General features: G+C 68.4%; 17 protein-coding genes. 4 read left to right on the plus strand and 13 right to left on the minus strand.

Features of this window, described 5'->3' with window-relative positions; translation table 11 throughout:
* Positions 1 to 27: 27 nt before the first annotated feature.
* From ACGFU7_RS42490 to ACGFU7_RS42550, 13 genes are all read right to left on the minus strand, one after another.
* On the minus strand, positions 28 to 522 hold the full coding sequence (locus tag ACGFU7_RS42490) for an ACT domain-containing protein (protein WP_393703594.1): 495 nt from the start codon (positions 520 to 522) through the stop codon (positions 28 to 30).
* Positions 523 to 588: 66 nt separating this feature from the next.
* Positions 589 to 1,167, minus strand: coding sequence for an NADPH-dependent FMN reductase (locus ACGFU7_RS42495; protein WP_393703595.1), 579 nt, complete (start codon positions 1,165 to 1,167; stop codon positions 589 to 591).
* Positions 1,164 to 3,056: an FAD-dependent monooxygenase gene (locus ACGFU7_RS42500; protein ID WP_393703597.1), complete on the minus strand. Its 1,893-nt coding sequence runs from the start codon at positions 3,054 to 3,056 to the stop codon at positions 1,164 to 1,166. The genes ACGFU7_RS42495 and ACGFU7_RS42500 overlap by 4 nt, the downstream gene beginning before the upstream one ends.
* A gap of 60 nt (positions 3,057 to 3,116) precedes the next feature.
* On the minus strand, positions 3,117 to 4,031 hold the full coding sequence (locus ACGFU7_RS42505; RefSeq protein WP_393703599.1) for a WD40 repeat domain-containing protein: 915 nt from the start codon (positions 4,029 to 4,031) through the stop codon (positions 3,117 to 3,119).
* A complete protein-coding gene (locus ACGFU7_RS42510; protein WP_393703601.1) occupies positions 4,028 to 5,305 on the minus strand; it encodes a phenylacetate--CoA ligase family protein in 1,278 nt (425 codons plus the stop codon). Before ACGFU7_RS42510 ends, ACGFU7_RS42505 begins: the two co-directional genes overlap by 4 nt.
* Positions 5,302 to 5,805, minus strand: coding sequence for a hypothetical protein (locus tag ACGFU7_RS42515; protein ID WP_393703603.1), 504 nt, complete (start codon positions 5,803 to 5,805; stop codon positions 5,302 to 5,304). The genes ACGFU7_RS42510 and ACGFU7_RS42515 overlap by 4 nt, the downstream gene beginning before the upstream one ends.
* Position 5,806: 1 nt before the next feature.
* Positions 5,807 to 7,096, minus strand: coding sequence for a phenylacetate--CoA ligase family protein (locus tag ACGFU7_RS42520; RefSeq protein ID WP_393703604.1), 1,290 nt, complete (start codon positions 7,094 to 7,096; stop codon positions 5,807 to 5,809).
* Positions 7,093 to 7,872, minus strand: a complete 780-nt coding sequence (locus ACGFU7_RS42525; protein WP_393703606.1) for an amidohydrolase family protein — start codon at positions 7,870 to 7,872, stop codon at positions 7,093 to 7,095. The genes ACGFU7_RS42520 and ACGFU7_RS42525 overlap by 4 nt, the downstream gene beginning before the upstream one ends.
* Positions 7,862 to 9,115: a 3-dehydroquinate synthase II gene (locus tag ACGFU7_RS42530; protein ID WP_393703607.1), complete on the minus strand. Its 1,254-nt coding sequence runs from the start codon at positions 9,113 to 9,115 to the stop codon at positions 7,862 to 7,864. The genes ACGFU7_RS42525 and ACGFU7_RS42530 overlap by 11 nt, the downstream gene beginning before the upstream one ends.
* A 79-nt stretch (positions 9,116 to 9,194) precedes the next feature.
* Entirely contained in the window at positions 9,195 to 10,019 is an 825-nt protein-coding gene (locus ACGFU7_RS42535) for a class I fructose-bisphosphate aldolase family protein (RefSeq protein WP_393703609.1), read from the minus strand.
* On the minus strand, positions 10,016 to 11,098 hold the full coding sequence (locus ACGFU7_RS42540; RefSeq protein ID WP_393703611.1) for a Coenzyme F420 hydrogenase/dehydrogenase, beta subunit C-terminal domain: 1,083 nt from the start codon (positions 11,096 to 11,098) through the stop codon (positions 10,016 to 10,018). The genes ACGFU7_RS42535 and ACGFU7_RS42540 overlap by 4 nt, the downstream gene beginning before the upstream one ends.
* Positions 11,095 to 12,519 carry a phenylacetate--CoA ligase family protein gene (locus ACGFU7_RS42545; RefSeq protein ID WP_393703613.1) on the minus strand — a complete coding sequence of 475 codons (1,425 nt, stop codon included), beginning with the start codon at positions 12,517 to 12,519 and terminating at the stop codon, positions 11,095 to 11,097. The genes ACGFU7_RS42540 and ACGFU7_RS42545 overlap by 4 nt, the downstream gene beginning before the upstream one ends.
* Positions 12,520 to 12,734: 215 nt before the next feature.
* Positions 12,735 to 13,184: a nitroreductase family deazaflavin-dependent oxidoreductase gene (locus ACGFU7_RS42550; protein ID WP_393703615.1), complete on the minus strand. Its 450-nt coding sequence runs from the start codon at positions 13,182 to 13,184 to the stop codon at positions 12,735 to 12,737.
* Positions 13,185 to 13,376: 192 nt separating this feature from the next.
* Between ACGFU7_RS42550 and ACGFU7_RS42555 the strand changes: the two genes are divergently transcribed.
* From ACGFU7_RS42555 to ACGFU7_RS42570, 4 genes are all read left to right on the plus strand, one after another.
* Entirely contained in the window at positions 13,377 to 14,963 is a 1,587-nt protein-coding gene (locus ACGFU7_RS42555; protein ID WP_393703616.1) for an MDR family MFS transporter, read from the plus strand.
* A 7-nt stretch (positions 14,964 to 14,970) separates the two neighbouring features.
* Positions 14,971 to 16,611 (plus strand): FAD-dependent monooxygenase, encoded by a 1,641-nt coding sequence (locus tag ACGFU7_RS42560; protein WP_393703618.1) that lies wholly within the window; start codon positions 14,971 to 14,973, stop codon positions 16,609 to 16,611.
* A gap of 35 nt (positions 16,612 to 16,646) precedes the next feature.
* Positions 16,647 to 17,459 (plus strand): class I SAM-dependent methyltransferase, encoded by an 813-nt coding sequence (locus ACGFU7_RS42565; RefSeq protein ID WP_393703619.1) that lies wholly within the window; start codon positions 16,647 to 16,649, stop codon positions 17,457 to 17,459.
* Positions 17,460 to 18,047: 588 nt separating this feature from the next.
* Positions 18,048 to 18,416 (plus strand): IS6 family transposase (locus ACGFU7_RS42570; protein WP_393703621.1); only part of this gene is annotated, 369 nt, incomplete at its 3' end.

Consider the following 18,416-nt stretch of genomic DNA (forward strand, 5'->3'; position numbering starts at 1 on the left):
GTACTTTCAACATAAAGGACAGGACGCCTACTTCAGCAACGGACTCGGTTCGCCTTGCTGGAAAGTGGACTTGAGATGTCTGGAAGCCCTGTCCGCGTCCCGTTCCCGTGTCACCACCGCGATGAAGTTGTCCGTCGCGGCGACCATCTCCACCGCGACGTCCGCATCGCGCAGCGACTCGAAGTACCGGGCGATGATCTCCGAGTTGGACCGCAGACTGGCGCCGACCAGCGAAACCCTGCCGACCCCGAGGTCCACCCGGGCCGATTCGAAACGCAGGGTGTCGCGCACCTGTTCCAGCACGGCCATCGCCGTCGCCGAGTCGCTCTCGTCGACAACGAAGGACAGATCGTTCCGGCCGCCGGGCGCAGAGGTGTTCTGAGCCATGTCCGACCTGATGCCGGAATCGGCCAAGGCCCGGAAGATCTCCGCCACGACCCATGACTGCGTGGGAGCGCCGAGGACCGTCACCCGGGCAACCCGGAGGTCGTGACACACGCCGTAGATGATGGGGTGTTCCATCGAGCGAGCCTCCTTTCCGTCGCTGGCATGGCCCCGCTCGGCGCCATGGTTCCTCCTGCCGCCGCGTCAGCCGAGCAGCGGCCGTGCCGCCGCCCGGGTGCGGGCGAAATCGGTGACCTCGACCCCCATGGAACTCAGCTGGTCCGCCGTGCGGTCCTCCGGACCGCCCGAGAGATCGGTGGCCGCCGCGCCGATCACCACACCGAGCGGTGCCGGCCAGCCGCGCAGCGCGTGCACGATGTCCCGCAGACTGCGCAGCGCGGCGGCCGGACCCTGCGGTCCCGCCCCCACCCCGATGCAGCCGACCACCCGCTGCTCCAGATACGGACGGGAGTCCTCGCGCAGATCCTCGAAGTAGTCCAGCGCGTTCTTGATGAGACCGGAGACCGCACCGTGGTAGGCGGGTGACGCGATCAGCAGCGCATCGGCCTGCCGCACGGCCTCCAGCATCCGTCGTGCCTTCGGGTCCCGGACGGACGACGAGGGATCGTACAGCGGCAGCCGCAGCTGCTCCCCGACGAAGAACTCCGCCTCCGCCCCGGCGCCGACCGCCGCGGCCGCCGCACGCCGCAGCGCCGTCTCGGTCCGCGACGGCCGGCCGGACTGCCCGATACTGCCGCCGAGCGCGACGAGCCGGACGGTCATTCCTTGTATCCGACCGCGAGCCCGTCCCCGAGCGGGATCAGGGTGGTGAACAGGGACTCCTCGGCGAGCATCGCGTCGACGGTCTCACCGATCGCCTTGCCCATCGGATCCCGCGTGTAGCCGGTCAGCGCGTCTCCGTTCCAGAAGATGTTGTCGGCGACGAACAGTCCGCCGCTGACCAGCCGAGGCAGAGCCACGGCGAACACCTCCGGGTAGAGCCGCTTGTCGATGTCGCACAGGATGAGGTCGAAGTCGCCCTCGACCGAACGGAAGGATTCCATCGCGTCCCCGACCAGGATCTCGACCCGGTCCGAGACACCCGCCTTCTCGATGAACGACACTGCCTTGGCGGCGAGTACGGGATCGGACTCGGTGTAGTAGACCTTGCCCTCGGGGCCGACGGCGCGCGCCAGCCAGATGGTGGAGAACCCGACCGCCGAACCGAACTCGAACACCCGCTTGGCGCCGGACATCTTCGCCAGCTGCCACAGCAGACGTCCGGACAGCGGACCGATGATCGGGACGTTCTTCTCCCAGGCGTACATGCCGATCTCGGTCATCACCGGATCGTTCTTCGGAGCCTTCTTCCAGGCCCAGTTGAGCGCTGCGTCGTAGCGGAAGTCGAAGCGGTAGATCTCGGTCGGGATCATCGAAGGGTCGAAGGCTCCCGGGCCCCGGGAAGCCCCCGCGGCCGAGGTGGCGGGCGCGGTCTGCCAGGCGCTCGGGCCGAGAGCCATCGAACGGAACATCTGCTGCAGACCGGCGGCGACGGCCTGCGCGGCGGGGCCGCCCGAACCGTCGGTGTCCGGAGCCGCGGCCTGGGTCTGGAACTTTGCGATGTTCTCGACCAGCGGCCGGCGCTCCTTCTCGTACTCGGCCAGCGAGCCGGCCGAGAGGTCGTTCTCGGCGAGCGCCCGAGCGGCCGTCCTGGCCGCGGACTGGGCGTCGTACAGCGCCAGGTTCATGTTCTGCCCGCCGAACGTGGTCAGACTGTGCGCGGTGGAGCCGATCAGCAACACGCCATCGGCCACCCACGTGTCGGCGATGTGCCCCGGGAAGGTGTGGTGGCGTACGTCCTCCCAGCCGCGCAGGCCCTTCAGGCTCGGGCGCAGCCGCGGCTCCACCGAGAGGATCCGCTCCAGGAACGTCTCGAACCCCTGCGCCTTCACCTCGTCGAACGAACCGCTGCGGATGCCCCACAGCACACTGACTTCGTCGGGCGAGTAGGCGGCCAGACCGAGGTAACGGTTGTCGCTGGCACGGTAGTTGCTCAGCACCGACGGCCAGTCGTCGGGGCGCGGCGCGAGGAAGGTGATCGCCTCGTAGTCCCAGGCGGCAGGCTGTACGGAGATGCCGGCCAGGTCACGGGTGGGGGAGCCCTCACCGTCCGCCGCGACCACCAGCCGGCATTCCAGGACGCGCTCGGTGCCGCCCTGGGTGAAGGCCACCCCGTTGAGGGTGCCGTAGGCGTCCTTCAGCAGGGAACCGACCACGGCCCCGTCGAAGATCTGGAAGCCGGGGTGCTTGAGGAGCTCGTCGAGGAACGCGTGCTGCATGACCCGGTAGGGCACGCCCAGGCCGTACGCGAACGGGCAGTCCTCGATGTCGGCGTAGCGCAGCGCGGCGATACGGTCCCCGTCGACGTAGTAGTCGTAGCCGTCCAGCCGGTGGGTGTCCGCCTCCACCGCCTCGCGCACCCCCAGGGAGTCCAGCACCTTGATGGCGCCCGGCTGTATCAGCATGGTCTGGCGCTTGCCCGAACGGTCGGTTTCCCGGTCCACCACGGCGACGCTGTGGCCCGCGTCCAGCAGGGCCTTCGCCAGCGCGAGGCCGTGGGGTCCGGCACCGACGACGCAGGCGTCCACCTTCGACGCGAGGTAGTCAGACATGTGTGGTGCTCCTTTGAATGTCGGGCTGGAAAGAGAGTGACGACGGCGGGGCGGCAGAGGTCAGGACGGCGGAACGAGGAAGTAGAGCAGCCCGTCGGCCGACCCGGCGGCGAGCCGGCCGCCCTCCCGTCCGACCGACAGGACCGTGTGGCCGGCCCGGTGGCGGCCGAGTTCACGGCCCTCGCGGTCCAGGAGGTAGAGGTGATGGTCGGCGGAGGCGACGGCGATGGTGCCGGACCGGGCGTCCACGCCCTTCACCCAGGACCCCGTGGTGAAGCGCCAGCGCTCCGAGAGCCCGGAGTCGTACGAGCGCAGGGTCCCGTCCACGCAGGCTGCCAGCAGCCCTCCGTCGACGCTGGTCACCATGCGTACGGCGTGGGTCTCCCGCCGGTGCAGCGGTGCGCCGGACAGATCGAGGAGGATCAGCGCGCCCTCGGCTGTCCCCACCGCGAAGCCCTCGTCGACCGCGGCGCATCCGTACACCGGGAAACCCTCGGTGTGCTGCCAGAGCAGCTCCCCGGTCGCATGGGCGCGGCAGGTCACCGATCCTTCGGTGCTCGGGGTGGTGACCCGGTCGTGCCCGAGGCAGATGTCCCAGGCGGAGGGCCCCGACTCGGCCCACAGCACGTTCAGATGACGGTCGACCAGGGCGACGGAACCGTTCCGGCTCACCGCGAGATGGCCTTGCGCGTCCGGTGCCAGACGCCAGCCGCCGACCCCGTCACGCCGTTCCAGCCGTCGGCCCTGATGGGAGACCAGGACGACGGTCCCCGCCTCCAGGGAGAGCAGCCAGCCGTCCGGATGGACGGCGATGTCGGTGACGGCGCTGTCGAAGCCGATCAGATGGTCCGGTGCGGCACTTCCCCAGCTGCCCAGGGCGAGCCGCCCGGGGGCGACGGCCGCCGCCACCCGGTCGTCGCTCAGCCGGACGGTGGTGACCCAGCCGTCGAGCTGCCACGAGCTCCGGACTGTCATTTCCGCACTACGTGGGTGAGTTTCCAATTCTTGAAGCCACCTCCCCGCTTGGTGAGTTCGTTGAAGTCGAAGGACAGCTCGACGTCCAACGGCAGATCGCGCGCGGCCAGGGCCTTCTCGGTGAGCCGGACGATCTCGGCGCACCGGGCATCATCCTGGTGGTCCTGCTCCACCTCCAGGCAGAGCAGGGGCCGGCCGTCGTCCTCGAAGCGGATGCAGTACCCGAGGAGGCCCGGAATCGCGTAGACGATCTCCTCGATGTCGTAAGGACGCAGTCGGCGGCCCGCGATCTCCAGCTCGTCGGTGGTGCGGCCCAGCACCTCCACCACCGGCAGTTCGAGACCGCAGGCGCAGCCGCCGGGCCGGCGGCGCACCAGGTCGCCGGTGCGGTAGCGGAGCAGGGGCCGGGCGTCCGCGGTCAGCGTGGTGACGACGAGTTCGGCGATCTCCGCCGACGTGGGCGCACCGGTCCGAGGGTCCACCCACTCGAAGTGGTACATGTGCTCCAGCAGATGCATGCGCTTCTCGGGGCACGAGGTGGAACAGGTCCCCATCTCCGAGGAGCCGTAGGAGTTGATGTAGACCTGGGCGTCCCACATCCGCTCCAGCATGGCCCGCATGGGCTCCGTGAGCAGCTCGCCCAGGAGCAGGATGTTGCGGATGCCGAACGTGATCGGGTCGATGCCGCGGTTCTTGAGCTCCGCGTAGAAGTGCAGGCTCAGACCCGGGGTGGTGAGGACGGTGTTGATGCCGGTCTGCTGGCAGATCCGTACGATCTGGTCCCACCCGGAGACGCCCCGGGTGAAGGGGAACGCACGGACGCTGAAGACGTTCATCGACTCCAGGCCGTAGACCATCGCGTCGGCCACCGGCGCGATGTCCGAGGGCACGAGCAGGATCGCCTTGTCCTCCTGCGGCCGCAGGATGCGCTGCCAGTTCAGCAGCAGACCACGCGTGTTGGCCGCGATGTCCTTCTTCGTCTTCGGCGTCGGCGTCGGCGTACCGGTGGTGCCGGACGACTCGTAGTAGCGGACGGTCTCCGCGAGGGGCACGGACAGGATCCGCAGCCCTGCCTCGCGCAGATCCGTCTTGTCGGTGAACGGCAGCCGTCGCAGCAGGCCGAAGTCCGCCTCCGCCAGTTCGGCTGCGCCCAGGCCGGCCAGCACCGGGGCGTAGAACGGGGACTTGGCGGCCTGCGCCAGCGTCGTACGCAGCAGCCGCAGCCGGTCCGCGTCGAGGGCGCCGGCCGGCGCGTCGTGGAGGGCGGACGTCATGACGCCTCCGCGTCGGTCTCCGTGTTCCTGGTGAAGCACCACGAGCAGCCGCCGGGCTTGAGCTCGAACGTCGCCGTGAGGTCCTGCTTGGCGGCGATGGACGACTGGAGCTTGGTGCAGTACTCACGGCACGGGTCGTCGAAGGTCAGTTCAATGCCCAGCTTTGCGGCGCCCTGCCGGTAGGAGAGGATTCCGCAGTTGTCGATGTCGAGCTTCGACTTCTCGACCGACGCCTCGTGCACAGTGACGTCCGACCCCCAGCAGTCACCCAGGATCCGGGTGAGGTTCTCCGTGAAGGGAAGCGCGCCCTCGGTCTTGTAACGGTCGGACTGCTTGGCGGTCGCCTCGGAGGAGAAGTCGATCCACTCGTCGATGGCGCCGTAGCCGTAGTTGGAGACCATGTACCGCTCCATGCCGGCCTGGGCACGGAAGTACATCGCCTTCCACATCTCGGCCTTGGCCTCGGCCGGAATCGACGGCCGTGTGTTGATGTCAGTCATGTCAGTTCTCCTGGGAAGTACCGGTGTAGTCGAGGCCGCGCCCGCCCTGACCACGCGTGCGCAGATAGACGGGCTTGAACATGGCTTCCTGCTCGGCCCGGCGGTCGAGCGTCATCCGGGTGCCCGGCGGGACGACGCTGATGGTGGAGCTCATTCCGAGACGGCCTTCGAGCGCCGCGGCCAGCTCTCCCGACCGCCGCCGGACGTCGGCGATCCCGGATTCCATGGCCTCCAGCTCCAGGGTCAGACGGTCGCCGTCCACCTCGCCGGACCAGAAGACCGGCTCGCAGCCGTACAGCGCTCCGTACACGACGTCCTCGACATCGATCGGGAACAGCTCACGCCCGCGGACCGTGAAGCGGTCGGCCTCCCTGCCGTGGACCCGGACCTGCGGCCGGTCGCTGCCGCACGGACACGACGCGTCGGTCACGGTCACGATGTCCCCCATGCGGTACCGCACGATCGGCATGGCCCGGCGGTGGTACGAGGTGACGACCAGTTCACCCGTGCCGTGCGGGGTGCACCGCCCGCTCGCCATGTCGAGGACCTCGAAGCGGAAGCGGTCCGACCACAGGTGCAGGGTGCCGTACGCGCACGCGCCACCGAGCGTGGTGGTCTCCGTGGAGCCGTAGTCCGGGAAGAGCGTGATGGACCAGAGCTCTTCCAGGAAGCGCTTCTTGGCGGGGCTGAGCACCTCGCCGTTGACCACCGCCGCCCGCAGGTCCGGGAAGTCCTCGGCCGGGTCGAGACCGGCGTCGAGGGCCCGTCGGGCGAAGAGCATCAGCTCGACGGGCATGCAGTACGCGACCGTCACCCGGTAGTCGCGCAACAGCCGCAGCGCGCGGCTGTACGGCATCAACTCGGTCCGGTTGCCCGCCGGGACGACCGTGGCTCCCGCCCGCTGCGCCGCCCCGTGCATCTGATGGGCGGTGGTGAGCATCGAGTACGGAGTCTTGACGAGCACGACGTCCCGCTCCGTCAGCGCGACGCCGTTGAACAGCATCCGCTCCAGCCACTCGTCGATGTCGCCCTGCGTGAAGTACGCCGGAGTGGGCTCGCCGGTCGTGCCGCTGGACTCGTGGACGACCGCGACCTCGGACCGCTCGACGGCGAGCAGGCCCTCCGGATAGGCGAGGCGCAGATCGTCCTTCGTGGTGAACGGCAGCCGGGTGAAGAGCCCGTCCGACCAGTCCGTCGGATCGACGCCCGCGTTCCGGTACTTCGCCCGCAGGTACGGTGCGTTGCGGTAGGCGTGGCCCACGATGCCGGCCAGCAGGTCCTGATCCGTCATGTGCTTCCTCCCTTCCTGGTGCGTGTGACGCGCCGGATGTTGCCCCCGAGGACCGCCGGCAGATCCGTTTCGGCGACGGCCAGGGCGAGTTTGGTGAGCTCGACCCTCGGGTGCTGGATGGGGAACTCCGAGCCGAAGACGACCCGTTCGGCACCGAGCGTCTCCACCGCGTTCTTGATCACGAAGTCGAATCCGCCCGACGTCTCGAACAGCACGTTCTCGGCGTCCCGGATCTCCTGTGCGGCGTCCAGATCGAAGTTGCCGCGCCCGGCGTGGCCCAGGATGAACGTCACCTCCGGGTTGCGGCGGGCGAGGCGTGCGTACGACTCGACCGAGAGCGCGCCGTTGCCGATGCAGTGCGAGTAGACGGGCAGGCCCCGCTCCGCCGCAAGGTCGACGTACGACTGGACCCGGGGATCGAGATGACCGATGCCGTGCACCCCGGGGGCGAATTTGATCCCGGCGCACTCCTCGACGAGCTTTTGGTCGGCCTCACCGGCTGCCCGGTGCGGGTTGACGAAGCAGAAGGCGGCGAGCGAGGACTCGTCCTCGATGGCCTCCAGCAGCTCGGCGTTGTCGGCGTCGACGTCCCGGCCGGGACCTTCCGTCACGATGGTGTGGGACAGCTCCATGGGGGAGACGACGCCCCCGGCGACCAGGAAGGCCGCCGAGACGTTCTCCGCCGCCATGGTGGCGAGCAGTCGCGGTACCAGTGCCCGATTGGCGTGGGCATGGGCGTCGACCACCTCGATGCCGTCCCATGCGTCACTGCTCAATGATCAGCTCATCCACTTTGACGCCCACGTGCCGGCCGGGCTCCTGGGTGAAGCCGAACACCTCGTCGCCGGGCTTGAGTTCGGTGATGTTGCGCGGCTTGGAGTCGGTGCCGAACACCCGGACGTGCCAGTCCTCCTGCATGATCGTGGTGATCCGGGTGCCGTCCGGGGCCTCCGCGATGATCTGCAGCATCGGACGCCGTTCGATCTTGACGCGGCCCACGGTGACCGGACGTGCCGTGCCGTCCGTCCGGACCGCCAGTACCTCCATGCCGGCACGCAGGTCGGACAGGTACCACGTGCGGTTGTCCGGTGCCAGTACGTACATCTGCAGGGCGCCCGCGTTGACCCGGAACGGCCGGGTCGGCATGTAGGGCAGCGGGTGGGTCTCGCTGGTGGCGAGAATGCCGCCACCGGAGAAGCAGCCGAGCAGCACCCCTTCGTCGAGCCCCATGTACGAGGTGAAGTCGAGGCAGGCCCGGTCGCCCATGCCCACGTGCCGGGTCTCGATGATCGTCAGCTTCTGCAGCTGCTGTCCGTGGGTGCGCTGTGCCGCGACGAGCACCTCGTGGAGCCGGTGGACCGCGGTCAGGTCGTCGACGTCGACGAGAACTCCGTCGGCACCGATCTCCAGGACACCGAAGACCACATTGGCCTCCACACTGTCCCGCACACCCATGACCGTCTGGCAGCCGTGGTTCTGCGCGTCCGCGAGGACGATCTCCAGCGGGATCTTGGTGGTGTCCTTGAACGTCACCAGCAGGAGCTTGACCACGCGGGTCATCTCGACGGCCTGCTCCAGCGAGCGCGGGTCGACGACGTCGACCGAGGCACCGACCGGGATGCCGATCCTGGACTCGTTCTCGACGAACCAGTTGCTCGCCACGACCGCCGCGTCCAGGACGAGGACGTCGTAGTCCTTGCGGATCCGGTCGAGCTTCTCCTGGGACGGGACACCGGAGAACAGCTTGATTTTCTGAAGGCCGGCGGGCACCAGCGACAGGTGCTCCTCGTCGATGACGACGCCGCCCCCGTCGCCGTGCAGGCGCTGCACGGCCTCGAAGATCTCGGCGGTGTCGGGGCGCCCGGCGATCTTGCGGAAGTCGTGCCAGGTGTACTTCTTGCCGGGAGGCAGCGGAGCCTGCACGGGGGCCGGCTCCGCGACGGTCGTCTTCTTGGCCGGTGCCGGCACCCGCGGCTTGTTCGAAGCGGCCTTGGGCTTGTCGTCGATGACGTCAGTCATGTTCGCCTTCTGTTCGTTGGGAGAGGTGGAGAGGGGACGGAGAGGAGACAGTCGGAACCAAATGGGCGGATGTTCCGGCTCAGACGGCCGCGAGCGGCGCGTCGGAGGAGAGCTGTTCCTGGTAGGCGGCGTAGACCCGGTCCGCGGACCATCCGTGGTGGATGAGCTTGCCGAGATGGCGGGTCAGGGCCGTCGTATCGGGCGACTCGAAGATGTTGCGGCCCATCGACACCCCTGCCGCTCCGGCGTCGAGCGCCTCGGCCACGGTCGTGAAGAGCTTGCGCACATCTCCGTGCGCCGCCCCGCCGGCGATCAGGACCGGGACCGGGCAGCCCTCGACGACCCGGGAGAACGTTTCGGGATCCCCGGTGTAGTGGCACTTGACCAGATCGGCGCCGAGCTCGGCCGCCATCCGGGCCGCGTGGCCCACCTTCACGGGGTTGTGCTCGTCCTCCGGCGAACTGCGGACGTACACCATGGCCAGCAGGGGCACCCCCCACAGGGCGCACTCCTCGGCGATCTTGGCGGTGTCCACGATCTGCTCGGGCTCGGTCTCGGTGCCGGCGTTGATGTGCAGACTCACCGCGTCCGCGCCGAGCCGCACCGCCTCGGCCACGGTGCAGACCGCCACCTTCCGGTTGATGTGGGTGCCCAGTGAGGTCGAGGCACTCATGTGCACGATCAGTGCCGTCTCGGGCCTCAGGCTTCCCTGCACGGTGGGGACCAGGCCCTTGTGCAGGACGACACCGTTGGCGCCTCCGACGGAGACCTGCTCGACCGTCGCGGCGATGTCACGCAGCCCTGTGGTCGCGCCGACGCTGATGCCGTGGTCCATGGGAACGATCAGTGACCGTCCCGCTTCGGACATCAGGCGGCGTGTGCGCAGACTCTTGCCCTCGTTCAACGTTGGTTCCCCTTGCTGTAGAGCGGTTTCGGGGTTCCGAACCCGCGGGATCCTTGGTTCTTCCGTGCGAGCCAGGCGCGTTCGTCGGACGACATGTCCTGCACGGTGATGTAGCCGGCGGCCTCGGCGCCGCTGACCAGGTCATGGCCCTCGCGCGTCTGCACCATGAATCCGGACCACTTCAGTCCGGGGGTGTCCAGGCCACCGACGGAGACGTCGGCGTAGGCGGCGTGCCAGCGGCGGCAGCCCTGGCAGGAGGGGGCCGTCTGTCCGGCGAGCAGATAGCCGAGGTACTGGCCGAACGGGGTTCCGGTGGAGCCGTCCGGGGTGCTGACGCTGAATTCGAGCCTGCCGTCGCGTCGTGTGTACCCCACTTCCGTGACCCGGTCCGGGTCGACTCCGATGGCGGAGATGAAACGCTCGGTCCCTTCGGTACGGAAGTTGTTGCCGCACCACAGTCCGACCGCGTGGGTGATGGCCCGCACCGCACGGCGCGGCCCTTCCTCCAGCCGGTCCTGGGCCGCCTGGAGCTGTCGCAGCGATTCGATGTGGCAGGGCAGCCCCACGAGCATGACCCGCTCGTGTCCCTCCTCGGCGATGCGGTCCAGCACGGAGAGCGTGGGGCTGAGCGCGTACTTGGGACCGCTCGCCGCGATCACCTCGCTGCGCGTGGTCGCGATCAACGGGCGCGGTTCCCAGGCCGAGTCCCCGCCGAACCCCGTCATGACCACTCCGTCGACGCGACCGGACTCCAGGAGATACAGCGCGAGCCCGGTCGTCAGTCCGCCCGAACCGGTCCGGGCCAGCAGATCGGGGTCGGTCAGCCGGCCCACCAACTGCCGTTCCTCATCGGGCCGGTGATCCGCCATGTAGTCCTGGAGCAGCGTGCCACCCGCCCGGTTCTCCGGGCAGACGTCGAAGCACACCCGGCAGCCGGACGCGCAGGACCCGTCGATGACTGGCTGCTCCTTCGCGTACGAGAGCACGTCGACCGGGCAGGCCGGTACGCAGGCACCGCAGTAGCTGCACAGGTCGGTCTTGAGGACCGCGTGGTGGAGGTCGGCGAAGCCCGTTCTCATCGCAGGCCCGCGCGCTCCGCGGCCGGATCGAAGAGCCGCTCCACCGGGAGGAGCTTGCCCGACGCCGGCGGTACGAGAGCGTCCACGATCCGTACATCCACCGAGGCACCCTCGCCGAAGACGGGGGTCACCCGCTCGGCGACCCGCTCGGCCAACCCCGGCGCGCTGTCCGGCAGCGGCACCACGGACACGGTCACCCGGTCCAGGGTCTCCTGCACCAGACGGAAGCGCCGGACCCCGCTGATCGTCTCGAACATCTCCATGAAGACGCCTTGCGGGACCGGTGCGACACCTGTCTCGGCACGCCGGTAGAGCAGGGTGTTCTCCCGGCCGAGAAGCTCCTTGACCACGGGAAGGTTCCGGCCGCAGGCACAGCCGCCGGTGCTCACCGACATCAGATCGCCGAGCCGGTACCGGATGATCGGCAGAGTGCGGTGCCAGTAGGTGCTGATGACGATCGATCCGAACTCACCGTCCGCGACGGGTCGGTTGTCCTCGTCGAGGATCTCGATCCGCATGCAGTCCGTGTTGAGATGCATCGAACCCCGCTCGCACGTCCAGCCGATGTAACCGGTGTCCGTGGAGCCGTAGAGGTCGAAGATGCGCACGCCCTCGAAGGCCGCGAGGGCCCGCCGCTGCACATCCTGTTCCAGCGTCGCGCCGGTGTTGATCAGGGCGAGCGGACGCCAGGAGAAGTCCGGATTGGCTTCCTTGTACTCGGTGAGCATGCGCAGCGTCGAACCGAAGCAGGTGAGTACCTGTGGGTTGAAGTCCGCCAGCTCCGCCGCCGTTTCCTCGACGGTCACCGCGCGCCCCTCCCGCAGGACCGGAATCATGCGGAAGAACTCGGGCGGCAGATGCTGCTGCATCTTGTACCCGATCATGTGGGCTCCGGTGACGATGATCGCCGCCGACCGCAGCGGGCCCTGCGGCTTGATCCCGGCCAGGATCGCCCGCATGAAGCGGAAGTACTGGGCGCGGATGTGGGCCTGCTCGCGCGGGTCGTAGACGAAGTAGCCGGGCTTGCCCGAGGTGCCGGCGGTGCTGACCACCAGAAGGCCCGAACCGTTGAACGGCTCGTCCACCAGGGACCGGTCCGACAGGTACTGCGCCACGTGCCGGAAAGAGATGTCCGTTCGGGTCCTGACCATGTCGAAGTTCTTGAGCAGGACGGACTTGTCCATGAACGGCAGATCAGCCCAGCGTTCCGGAGAGTTCAGCAGATCGTCAGTCGGATGATGGCGCAGGATATTCGCGAAGTACGGCGACTCCTGCCGTGCAAATTCGAGTTGTGCGCGCATGAGATGCCGCTGGCGTGCCGCGAGTTGTTCCGCGGACAGACTTTCGTTCTCCTCCAGGAAGTTGTAGACCCCCAGGATGGAGGACTGTCCCGCAATCATTCGGTCGCGTATGACGTCCACTGAAACCTGCTCCTCCACTGGCTGATGTGCTCAAGTATTGGCCGGGGAACAGGATTGGCCCGCTGCGCATCCTGGATGGGAAACGTGCGAGCTTGCGTCTTTGGGAAGCGGGGCCCGGACGGACTCCATGAAAAAGGGGGCAGGGGCCCGGCGAATGCGCCCGGCCCCTGTCCCCCTGTTGCCGCTGCCCGTGTCGGCAGCGCGATGAGTGCCCGTCAGCCGTCGATACGCTTCAGTACGACGACCGGGAAGAGACGGTCGGTCTTCTTCTCGTAGTCGCGGTAGACGGGGAAGAGGCTCACATGCTGTTCGTACAGCCGGATCCGCTCCCCGCCCTCGGCCTCGGTGGCCAGCGCACGGAAGGTCTGCGGCCCCTGCTCCACCGTGACTTCGGGGTTCACCATCAGATTCCGGTACCAGTCGGGATTGCCCGGGGCGCCGCCCTTGGCCCCCACGACGATCAGGTGACCCGCATCGGTGGTGTAGCCGAGCGGACTGGTGCGAGGAAGCCCGGAACGTGCCCCCGTCGTGGTCAGCAGAAGCAAGCCGGCGCCCCGCTCGTCGGGCCCTTTCTCTGTGCGGTTTGCCCGGTATTCATTGATAATTGGGATATTGGCCTCGGCTCGCGTACCGAATCCCCTGGCGGTGCCGCTCTGTCCGGTCATCAAAGTGCCCCTTCCATGTATGTGGCTCGGCAAACGGTAGTCGCCATTCCGCCCGTGTGTCACGGAGTGCGCAACCGGGAAGAGGTCTCACGGAGACTGCGTCGTTGGGAAGTTGATCAGTGCGGATGCTCCCGGCAGGCTGGGCGGGAGGTCCTTCAGGGCATGTTGACAGGGGAAAGGAAAACGTTGCGGATGAGTGCTGCGACAAAGACCGAGAAGGAACCGATAGGTCATTTGCTGACCCCTGTGTGGGGCTTCATTCTGGCTATGACGGTCTCGGCGCTCGACTCGACCATCGCGGGTACCGTAACTCCCACCATTGTCGCGGAGTTCGGACATGTGGAGTTGTCGGCCTGGGTGTTTGGCAGCTATATGCTCGCGCTCACTGCTCTGCTCCCGCTCTACGGAAAATTCTCCGACCACTTCGGCCGGAAGCGCATGATCTATATAGGCATCACCATCTTCCTGGTGGGCTCCGTATGGTGCGGAGTCGCCCAGGGCATGGTCGAGCTGGTGGCGGCGCGAGCGGTGCAGGGCCTCGGCGCGGCGGCGCTCTTCCCCATCGGCATGGCGGCCATCGGGCTCCAGTTCCCGCCCCGGCTGCGCAGCAGGCTGCAGGGCGTCTTCGCATCCGTGTTCGGTCTGAGCAGTCTGCTCGGCCCGCTGGTCGGCAGCGGGATCGGCGAGTACGTCGGATGGCGGTGGGCGTTCTTCATCAATCCGCCGCTGCTGCTGTTCGCCGCCTGGCTCATCCACCGCAACTACCAGGAGCACCAGACCGAGGCCACCGGGCAGAAGGTCGACATCCTCGGCGCCGTCCTCATCACCTACTCGATCGCCGGGGTGCTCTTCGCCCTCTACGAGGCGGGGGAGAAGCGGGACCTGGGGGAGTGGACCGTATGGGCGGCCCTCGTCACCGGCATCGCGGCGTTCATCGTGTTCCTGATTGTCGAGCGGAGGCACGAATCACCGATCATCCCCCTCTCCCTGTTCTCCAACAGCACCCTGACCGCGGCGTTCGTCGTGAACTTCGTCATCGGCCTGGTGATGTACAGCGCGATCTTCTTCGTGCCCGTCTTCGCCCAGGGGGTCACCGGCGGCTCGATCGGGAAGACCGGGCTCACCCTCTTCCCCTTCCAGGTCGCCAGCATCGTGGGCAGTCTCTTCGCCGGCCGCGCCATCTTCAAGGTGGGCATCCGGGCGATGGGGATGCTCTCGATGCTTCTGCTCGCCGTCGGTTTCGGCACCCTGATGACGATGGACACCGGCACGTCCGCGTGGACCACCGCCGCGTACACCCTGCTGATCGGGGCGGGCACCGGTGTCGGTCTGCCGGTCCTCATGATCGCGGTCCAGTCCGCACTGCCGCCCCATCTGATGGGCATCGGATCGTCGATCACCCAGCTCGCCCGTGAGTTCGGCGGCATGATCGGCGTGAGCATGCTCGGTGTTCTCCAGTACTACCTGTTCGTCAACGAGACCAAGCAACTCACGGGCCAGGCCGAGGAACTCGTCAGGCAGGCCGGACCGCGGGGCGTCAGCGAGATGCTCTTCTCGGAGAAGTCCGCCTTCCCCGCCGACCTCGTGGAACTGCTCCGCTCCGGCCTCAGCTCGGCCCTCACCAGCGTCTTCATGGTCACCGCGATCATCTGCGTGATCGGCGTCCTGGTGAGCACCCGGCTCGCCAAGGAGATGCGGCGCCCGGGCCCGCCCCCCGGCGTCCGGCCCGCCGGAGCCGCCGCCCCCGGGGGCGGCAACGCCCCCGCAGGCCACAAGTGAGGAACCCATGACCGACACCAGAGTCCCCGTACTCATCGTCGGCGGTGGCACCGTCGGACTCGCCACCGCCCTCTTCCTCGGCCGCCATGGCATCCCCGCGCTGGTCGTGGAACGCCGGCCCGGACCGACGAAGCATCCCCGGGCGCTCGGCATCAACGAGCGCACCATGGAACTCTTCCGCGAAGCCGGCCTGGAGCAGGAAGTCGCGGCGGCGTCCGTACGGCCCCGCACCGCGTCGTGGCGGGACTCCGTACCCACCCTGGCCGAGGCATCCTTCCCGCCGGGCGGCGGCCCCCTGGACTTCCGCAACCCCGCGCTCGCCGCCGTGACCCCCGTCGAGGTGGCGGGCAACTGCCCCCAGGACCGGATCGACGCACTGCTCATCCCGGCCGCTCGCGCCGCCGGAGCCACGGTGCGCTACGACGCCGCCGTGGCGTCCGTGGAGTCCCACGACGACGGGGCCGTCGTCCGGTTCGCCGACGGCAGCACCGTGCACGCCGACTACGTGGTCGCCGCCGACGGCGCGTCCAGCACCGTCCGACGCGCACTCGGCATCGGAGCCGAGGGCCCCGGCGTCCTCGGCGTGCCCAAGATGAACATCGTCTTCCGGGCCGATCTGTACGGGCGGTTCGGCAGCATCCCGTTCATGACCGACATCACCGCGCCCGGAGCCTGGGCCGTGCTGATCACCGTCGACGCCGAAGAACGCTGGATGCTGCACGTCGACTACGACCCCGCGGAGGGTCAGGGGCCGGAAGACTTCACCCAGGAGCGGTGCGAGCAACTGGTCCGCGCCGCCATCGGTGTGCCCGACGTGGACGTGGAGATCCTCAGCACCGCCCCGTGGCGGTTGACTGCCCGGGTCGCCGAACGGTTCAGGGACGGCCGGGTCTTCCTGGCCGGCGACGCCGCCCACACCATCCCGCCGCTCGGCGCCTTCGGCATGAACACCGGAATCGCCGACGCCCACAACCTCGCCTGGAAACTCGCCCAGGTGCTGCGCGGCACGGCGGGCGAAGGGCTTCTGGACACGTATCACGCCGAACGGCACCCCGTGGCCGCCTTCACCCTGCGGCAGGCCATGCTCCGGCTGAAGCACCCGGCCCTGCACTGGAACCCGTTCGCCGGGGCGCAGCGCCAGGAGGCCGGAGTCGCCAACACGCCCCTGGTGCACCTCGGTTACCGGTACGACTCGGCCGCCGTCGTCGATCCCCGGACCGAACTCCCGTCCACCGAGGACATCACCGTCTCGCTCGACGGCGCCCCGGGCTCCCGCCTCCCGCATCACTGGGTGACCGTGGCCGGTGAGCGCGTCTCGACCCTCGACCTGGCGGCCGCGCGCTGGACGCTGCTCGCCGGACCCGACGGCGGCGACTGGAGCGACGCCGCCGAGAAGATCGCGGCGACGGCCGGGCTCGAACTCGGCGTGCACCGGATCGGCGGAGACGGCACCGGGACCGTCGACCCGACGGCCGACTGGGTACGAGCGGCCGGTATCGGCACCTCCGGCGCACTCCTGGCCAGGCCCGACGGCTTCGTGGCCTGGCGCAGCCGGGACGCCGTGCCGGACCCCGGCCGAAGCCTGTCCGCCGTGCTGTCCGCAGTTCTCGACCGACCCGACTTCGAACCTACCCGTGGTGCGCAGTGACACCCGGTCCGCCCCTTCCCGAGGAGCCCACCGTCATGGAAGCCGTTTCCTATACCGCCCAGTGGACCGCCGCGGCCCGTGCTCTCGAAACCGAGCGCGACGACGCACTGTTCAGCGACCCGTACGCGCGGACCGTGGCGGGCGACACCGGATTCACACTCCTTGAGCGTTACGCGAGTCCGGTCACCGTCGAGTATCTTGCGCTCCGCACGGCCTATCTCGATCAGGTACTGCTGAACTCGCTCACGGCACACGACATCGATCAGGTCGTGTTCGTCGCCGCGGGCATGGACACCCGCCCCTACCGGCTGGACTGGGGCCGCAAGACATCCGTGTTCGAACTCGACCGGGCCGCGTTGCTGGAGGTCAAGGACGAACTGCTGGCCGACGCCGATCTGTCGGAGGGACTGACCCGCACGACAGTCGGTGTCGACCTCGCCGGTTCCTGGGAGTCGGCGCTGCGCGACGCGGGGTTCAGTGGTGAGGCGCGCACGCTGTGGATCGTCGAAGGGCTTCTGTACTACTTGGAGGAGAGCTCCGTACGTGAACTGCTCGCCTCCCTGGCCCGGCTCTCCGCCCCCGGAGCGCTGGTGGCCGGCGACCTCATCAGCACCGCGGCGCTCAGCAACCCGGTGGCCCGTCCGTTCATCAAGGCGCTCGAGGAGGACGGGGCCCCCTGGCTCTTCGGCACCGATACGCCGGAGGACCTGCTCGACGAGTGCGGCTGGAGCGTCCGGGAGATCAAGCAGCCGGGCGAGGAAGGATCCGGCCGGTGGCCCTACCTCGTCCTGCCGCGCCAGGTGACGGACGTTCCGCGCAACTTTCTGTTCACCGCCGAACTGAGCTGATCCCCAGGGATAGTTGTCCGGCACGAGCGCCGGGGTCACCGTACGCCGAAGGCGGGTGGGCCCGGCGCTCCGTCGTCTGCGGGGCGCCTCACGGGCGTGAACCCAACAGGCGGGACGTCGTCCCGTGCCACGGTTCTGGCCGCCTCGCGATCCGACGCGTCCGCGGTGGGGCAGGGAGCCTTGTGCGATGGGCAGGCCGAGATGCTGGACCGGATCAAGCCCGCATGGGGAAGTGGATTCCGCAGCGGCGACTCGGACGGTACGCAGACGGCGCAGCCGTGCGGACGCGATCCGCTGGAACCCCTCAAGATATACGGGTTGTGATGCGTAGCGTGTGTGCGACACGCGCAGCACCGCATAGTCAAGAAACGAAGGCGATCCACACCATGACGACTCCCTGGTGGCTCACGCGGCGCATGGTCCTGAGGCAGCGACTCTCCGAGGACGAGGTGGGACGTTTCGCTATGGAGCTCGGGTGGCCCAGGCGTGAGGAGTATGCGGCGGATCCGGAGGAGGGTATTCGGCACTGTCACGTTGGTTGACCGGGTGAGATGGTCTTCGGGTTGGTCATGGTGGAGGGGGTCGTCCGTGAAAGGCACGCCGTCATACAGGGGGCACCGGTACCCGGTCGAGGTGATCTCCCATTGCGTGTGGTTGTATTTCCGTTTCCCGCTCAGCTTCCGTGAGGTGGAGGAGCTGATGCTCCAGCGCGGCGTGATCGTCTCGTATGAGACCGTTCGCCGCTGGTGTGTGAAGTTCGGGCAGGTCTACGCCGACGGACTGCGCCGCCGCCGGCCACGGCCGGGGGATAAATGGCACTTGGACGAGGTCTTCATCAGGATCAACGGTGAGCTGAAGTATTTGTGGCGGGCCGTCGACCAGGACGGCAACGTGCTGGACATCCTGATGCAGAACCGGCGGGACAAGGCCGCGGCCAGGCGTTTCTTCCGCCGCCTG

This window comes from Streptomyces sp. NPDC048473, from assembly GCF_043200155.1.
In the GTDB taxonomy this organism is placed as follows: domain Bacteria; phylum Actinomycetota; class Actinomycetes; order Streptomycetales; family Streptomycetaceae; genus Streptomyces.

Coding starts and splice junctions, on each gene's coding strand:
- ACGFU7_RS42490 (WP_393703594.1), bottom strand. CDS start 522: ATGGAACACCCCATCATCTACGGCGTGTGTCACGACCTCCGGGTTGCC.
- ACGFU7_RS42495 (WP_393703595.1), bottom strand. CDS start 1,167: ATGACCGTCCGGCTCGTCGCGCTCGGCGGCAGTATCGGGCAGTCCGGC.
- ACGFU7_RS42500 (WP_393703597.1), bottom strand. CDS start 3,056: ATGTCTGACTACCTCGCGTCGAAGGTGGACGCCTGCGTCGTCGGTGCC.
- ACGFU7_RS42505 (WP_393703599.1), bottom strand. CDS start 4,031: ATGACAGTCCGGAGCTCGTGGCAGCTCGACGGCTGGGTCACCACCGTC.
- ACGFU7_RS42510 (WP_393703601.1), bottom strand. CDS start 5,305: ATGACGTCCGCCCTCCACGACGCGCCGGCCGGCGCCCTCGACGCGGAC.
- ACGFU7_RS42515 (WP_393703603.1), bottom strand. CDS start 5,805: ATGACTGACATCAACACACGGCCGTCGATTCCGGCCGAGGCCAAGGCC.
- ACGFU7_RS42520 (WP_393703604.1), bottom strand. CDS start 7,096: ATGACGGATCAGGACCTGCTGGCCGGCATCGTGGGCCACGCCTACCGC.
- ACGFU7_RS42530 (WP_393703607.1), bottom strand. CDS start 9,115: ATGACTGACGTCATCGACGACAAGCCCAAGGCCGCTTCGAACAAGCCG.
- ACGFU7_RS42540 (WP_393703611.1), bottom strand. CDS start 11,098: ATGAGAACGGGCTTCGCCGACCTCCACCACGCGGTCCTCAAGACCGAC.
- ACGFU7_RS42550 (WP_393703615.1), bottom strand. CDS start 13,184: ATGACCGGACAGAGCGGCACCGCCAGGGGATTCGGTACGCGAGCCGAG.
- ACGFU7_RS42555 (WP_393703616.1), top strand. CDS start 13,377: ATGAGTGCTGCGACAAAGACCGAGAAGGAACCGATAGGTCATTTGCTG.
- ACGFU7_RS42560 (WP_393703618.1), top strand. CDS start 14,971: ATGACCGACACCAGAGTCCCCGTACTCATCGTCGGCGGTGGCACCGTC.
- ACGFU7_RS42565 (WP_393703619.1), top strand. CDS start 16,647: ATGGAAGCCGTTTCCTATACCGCCCAGTGGACCGCCGCGGCCCGTGCT.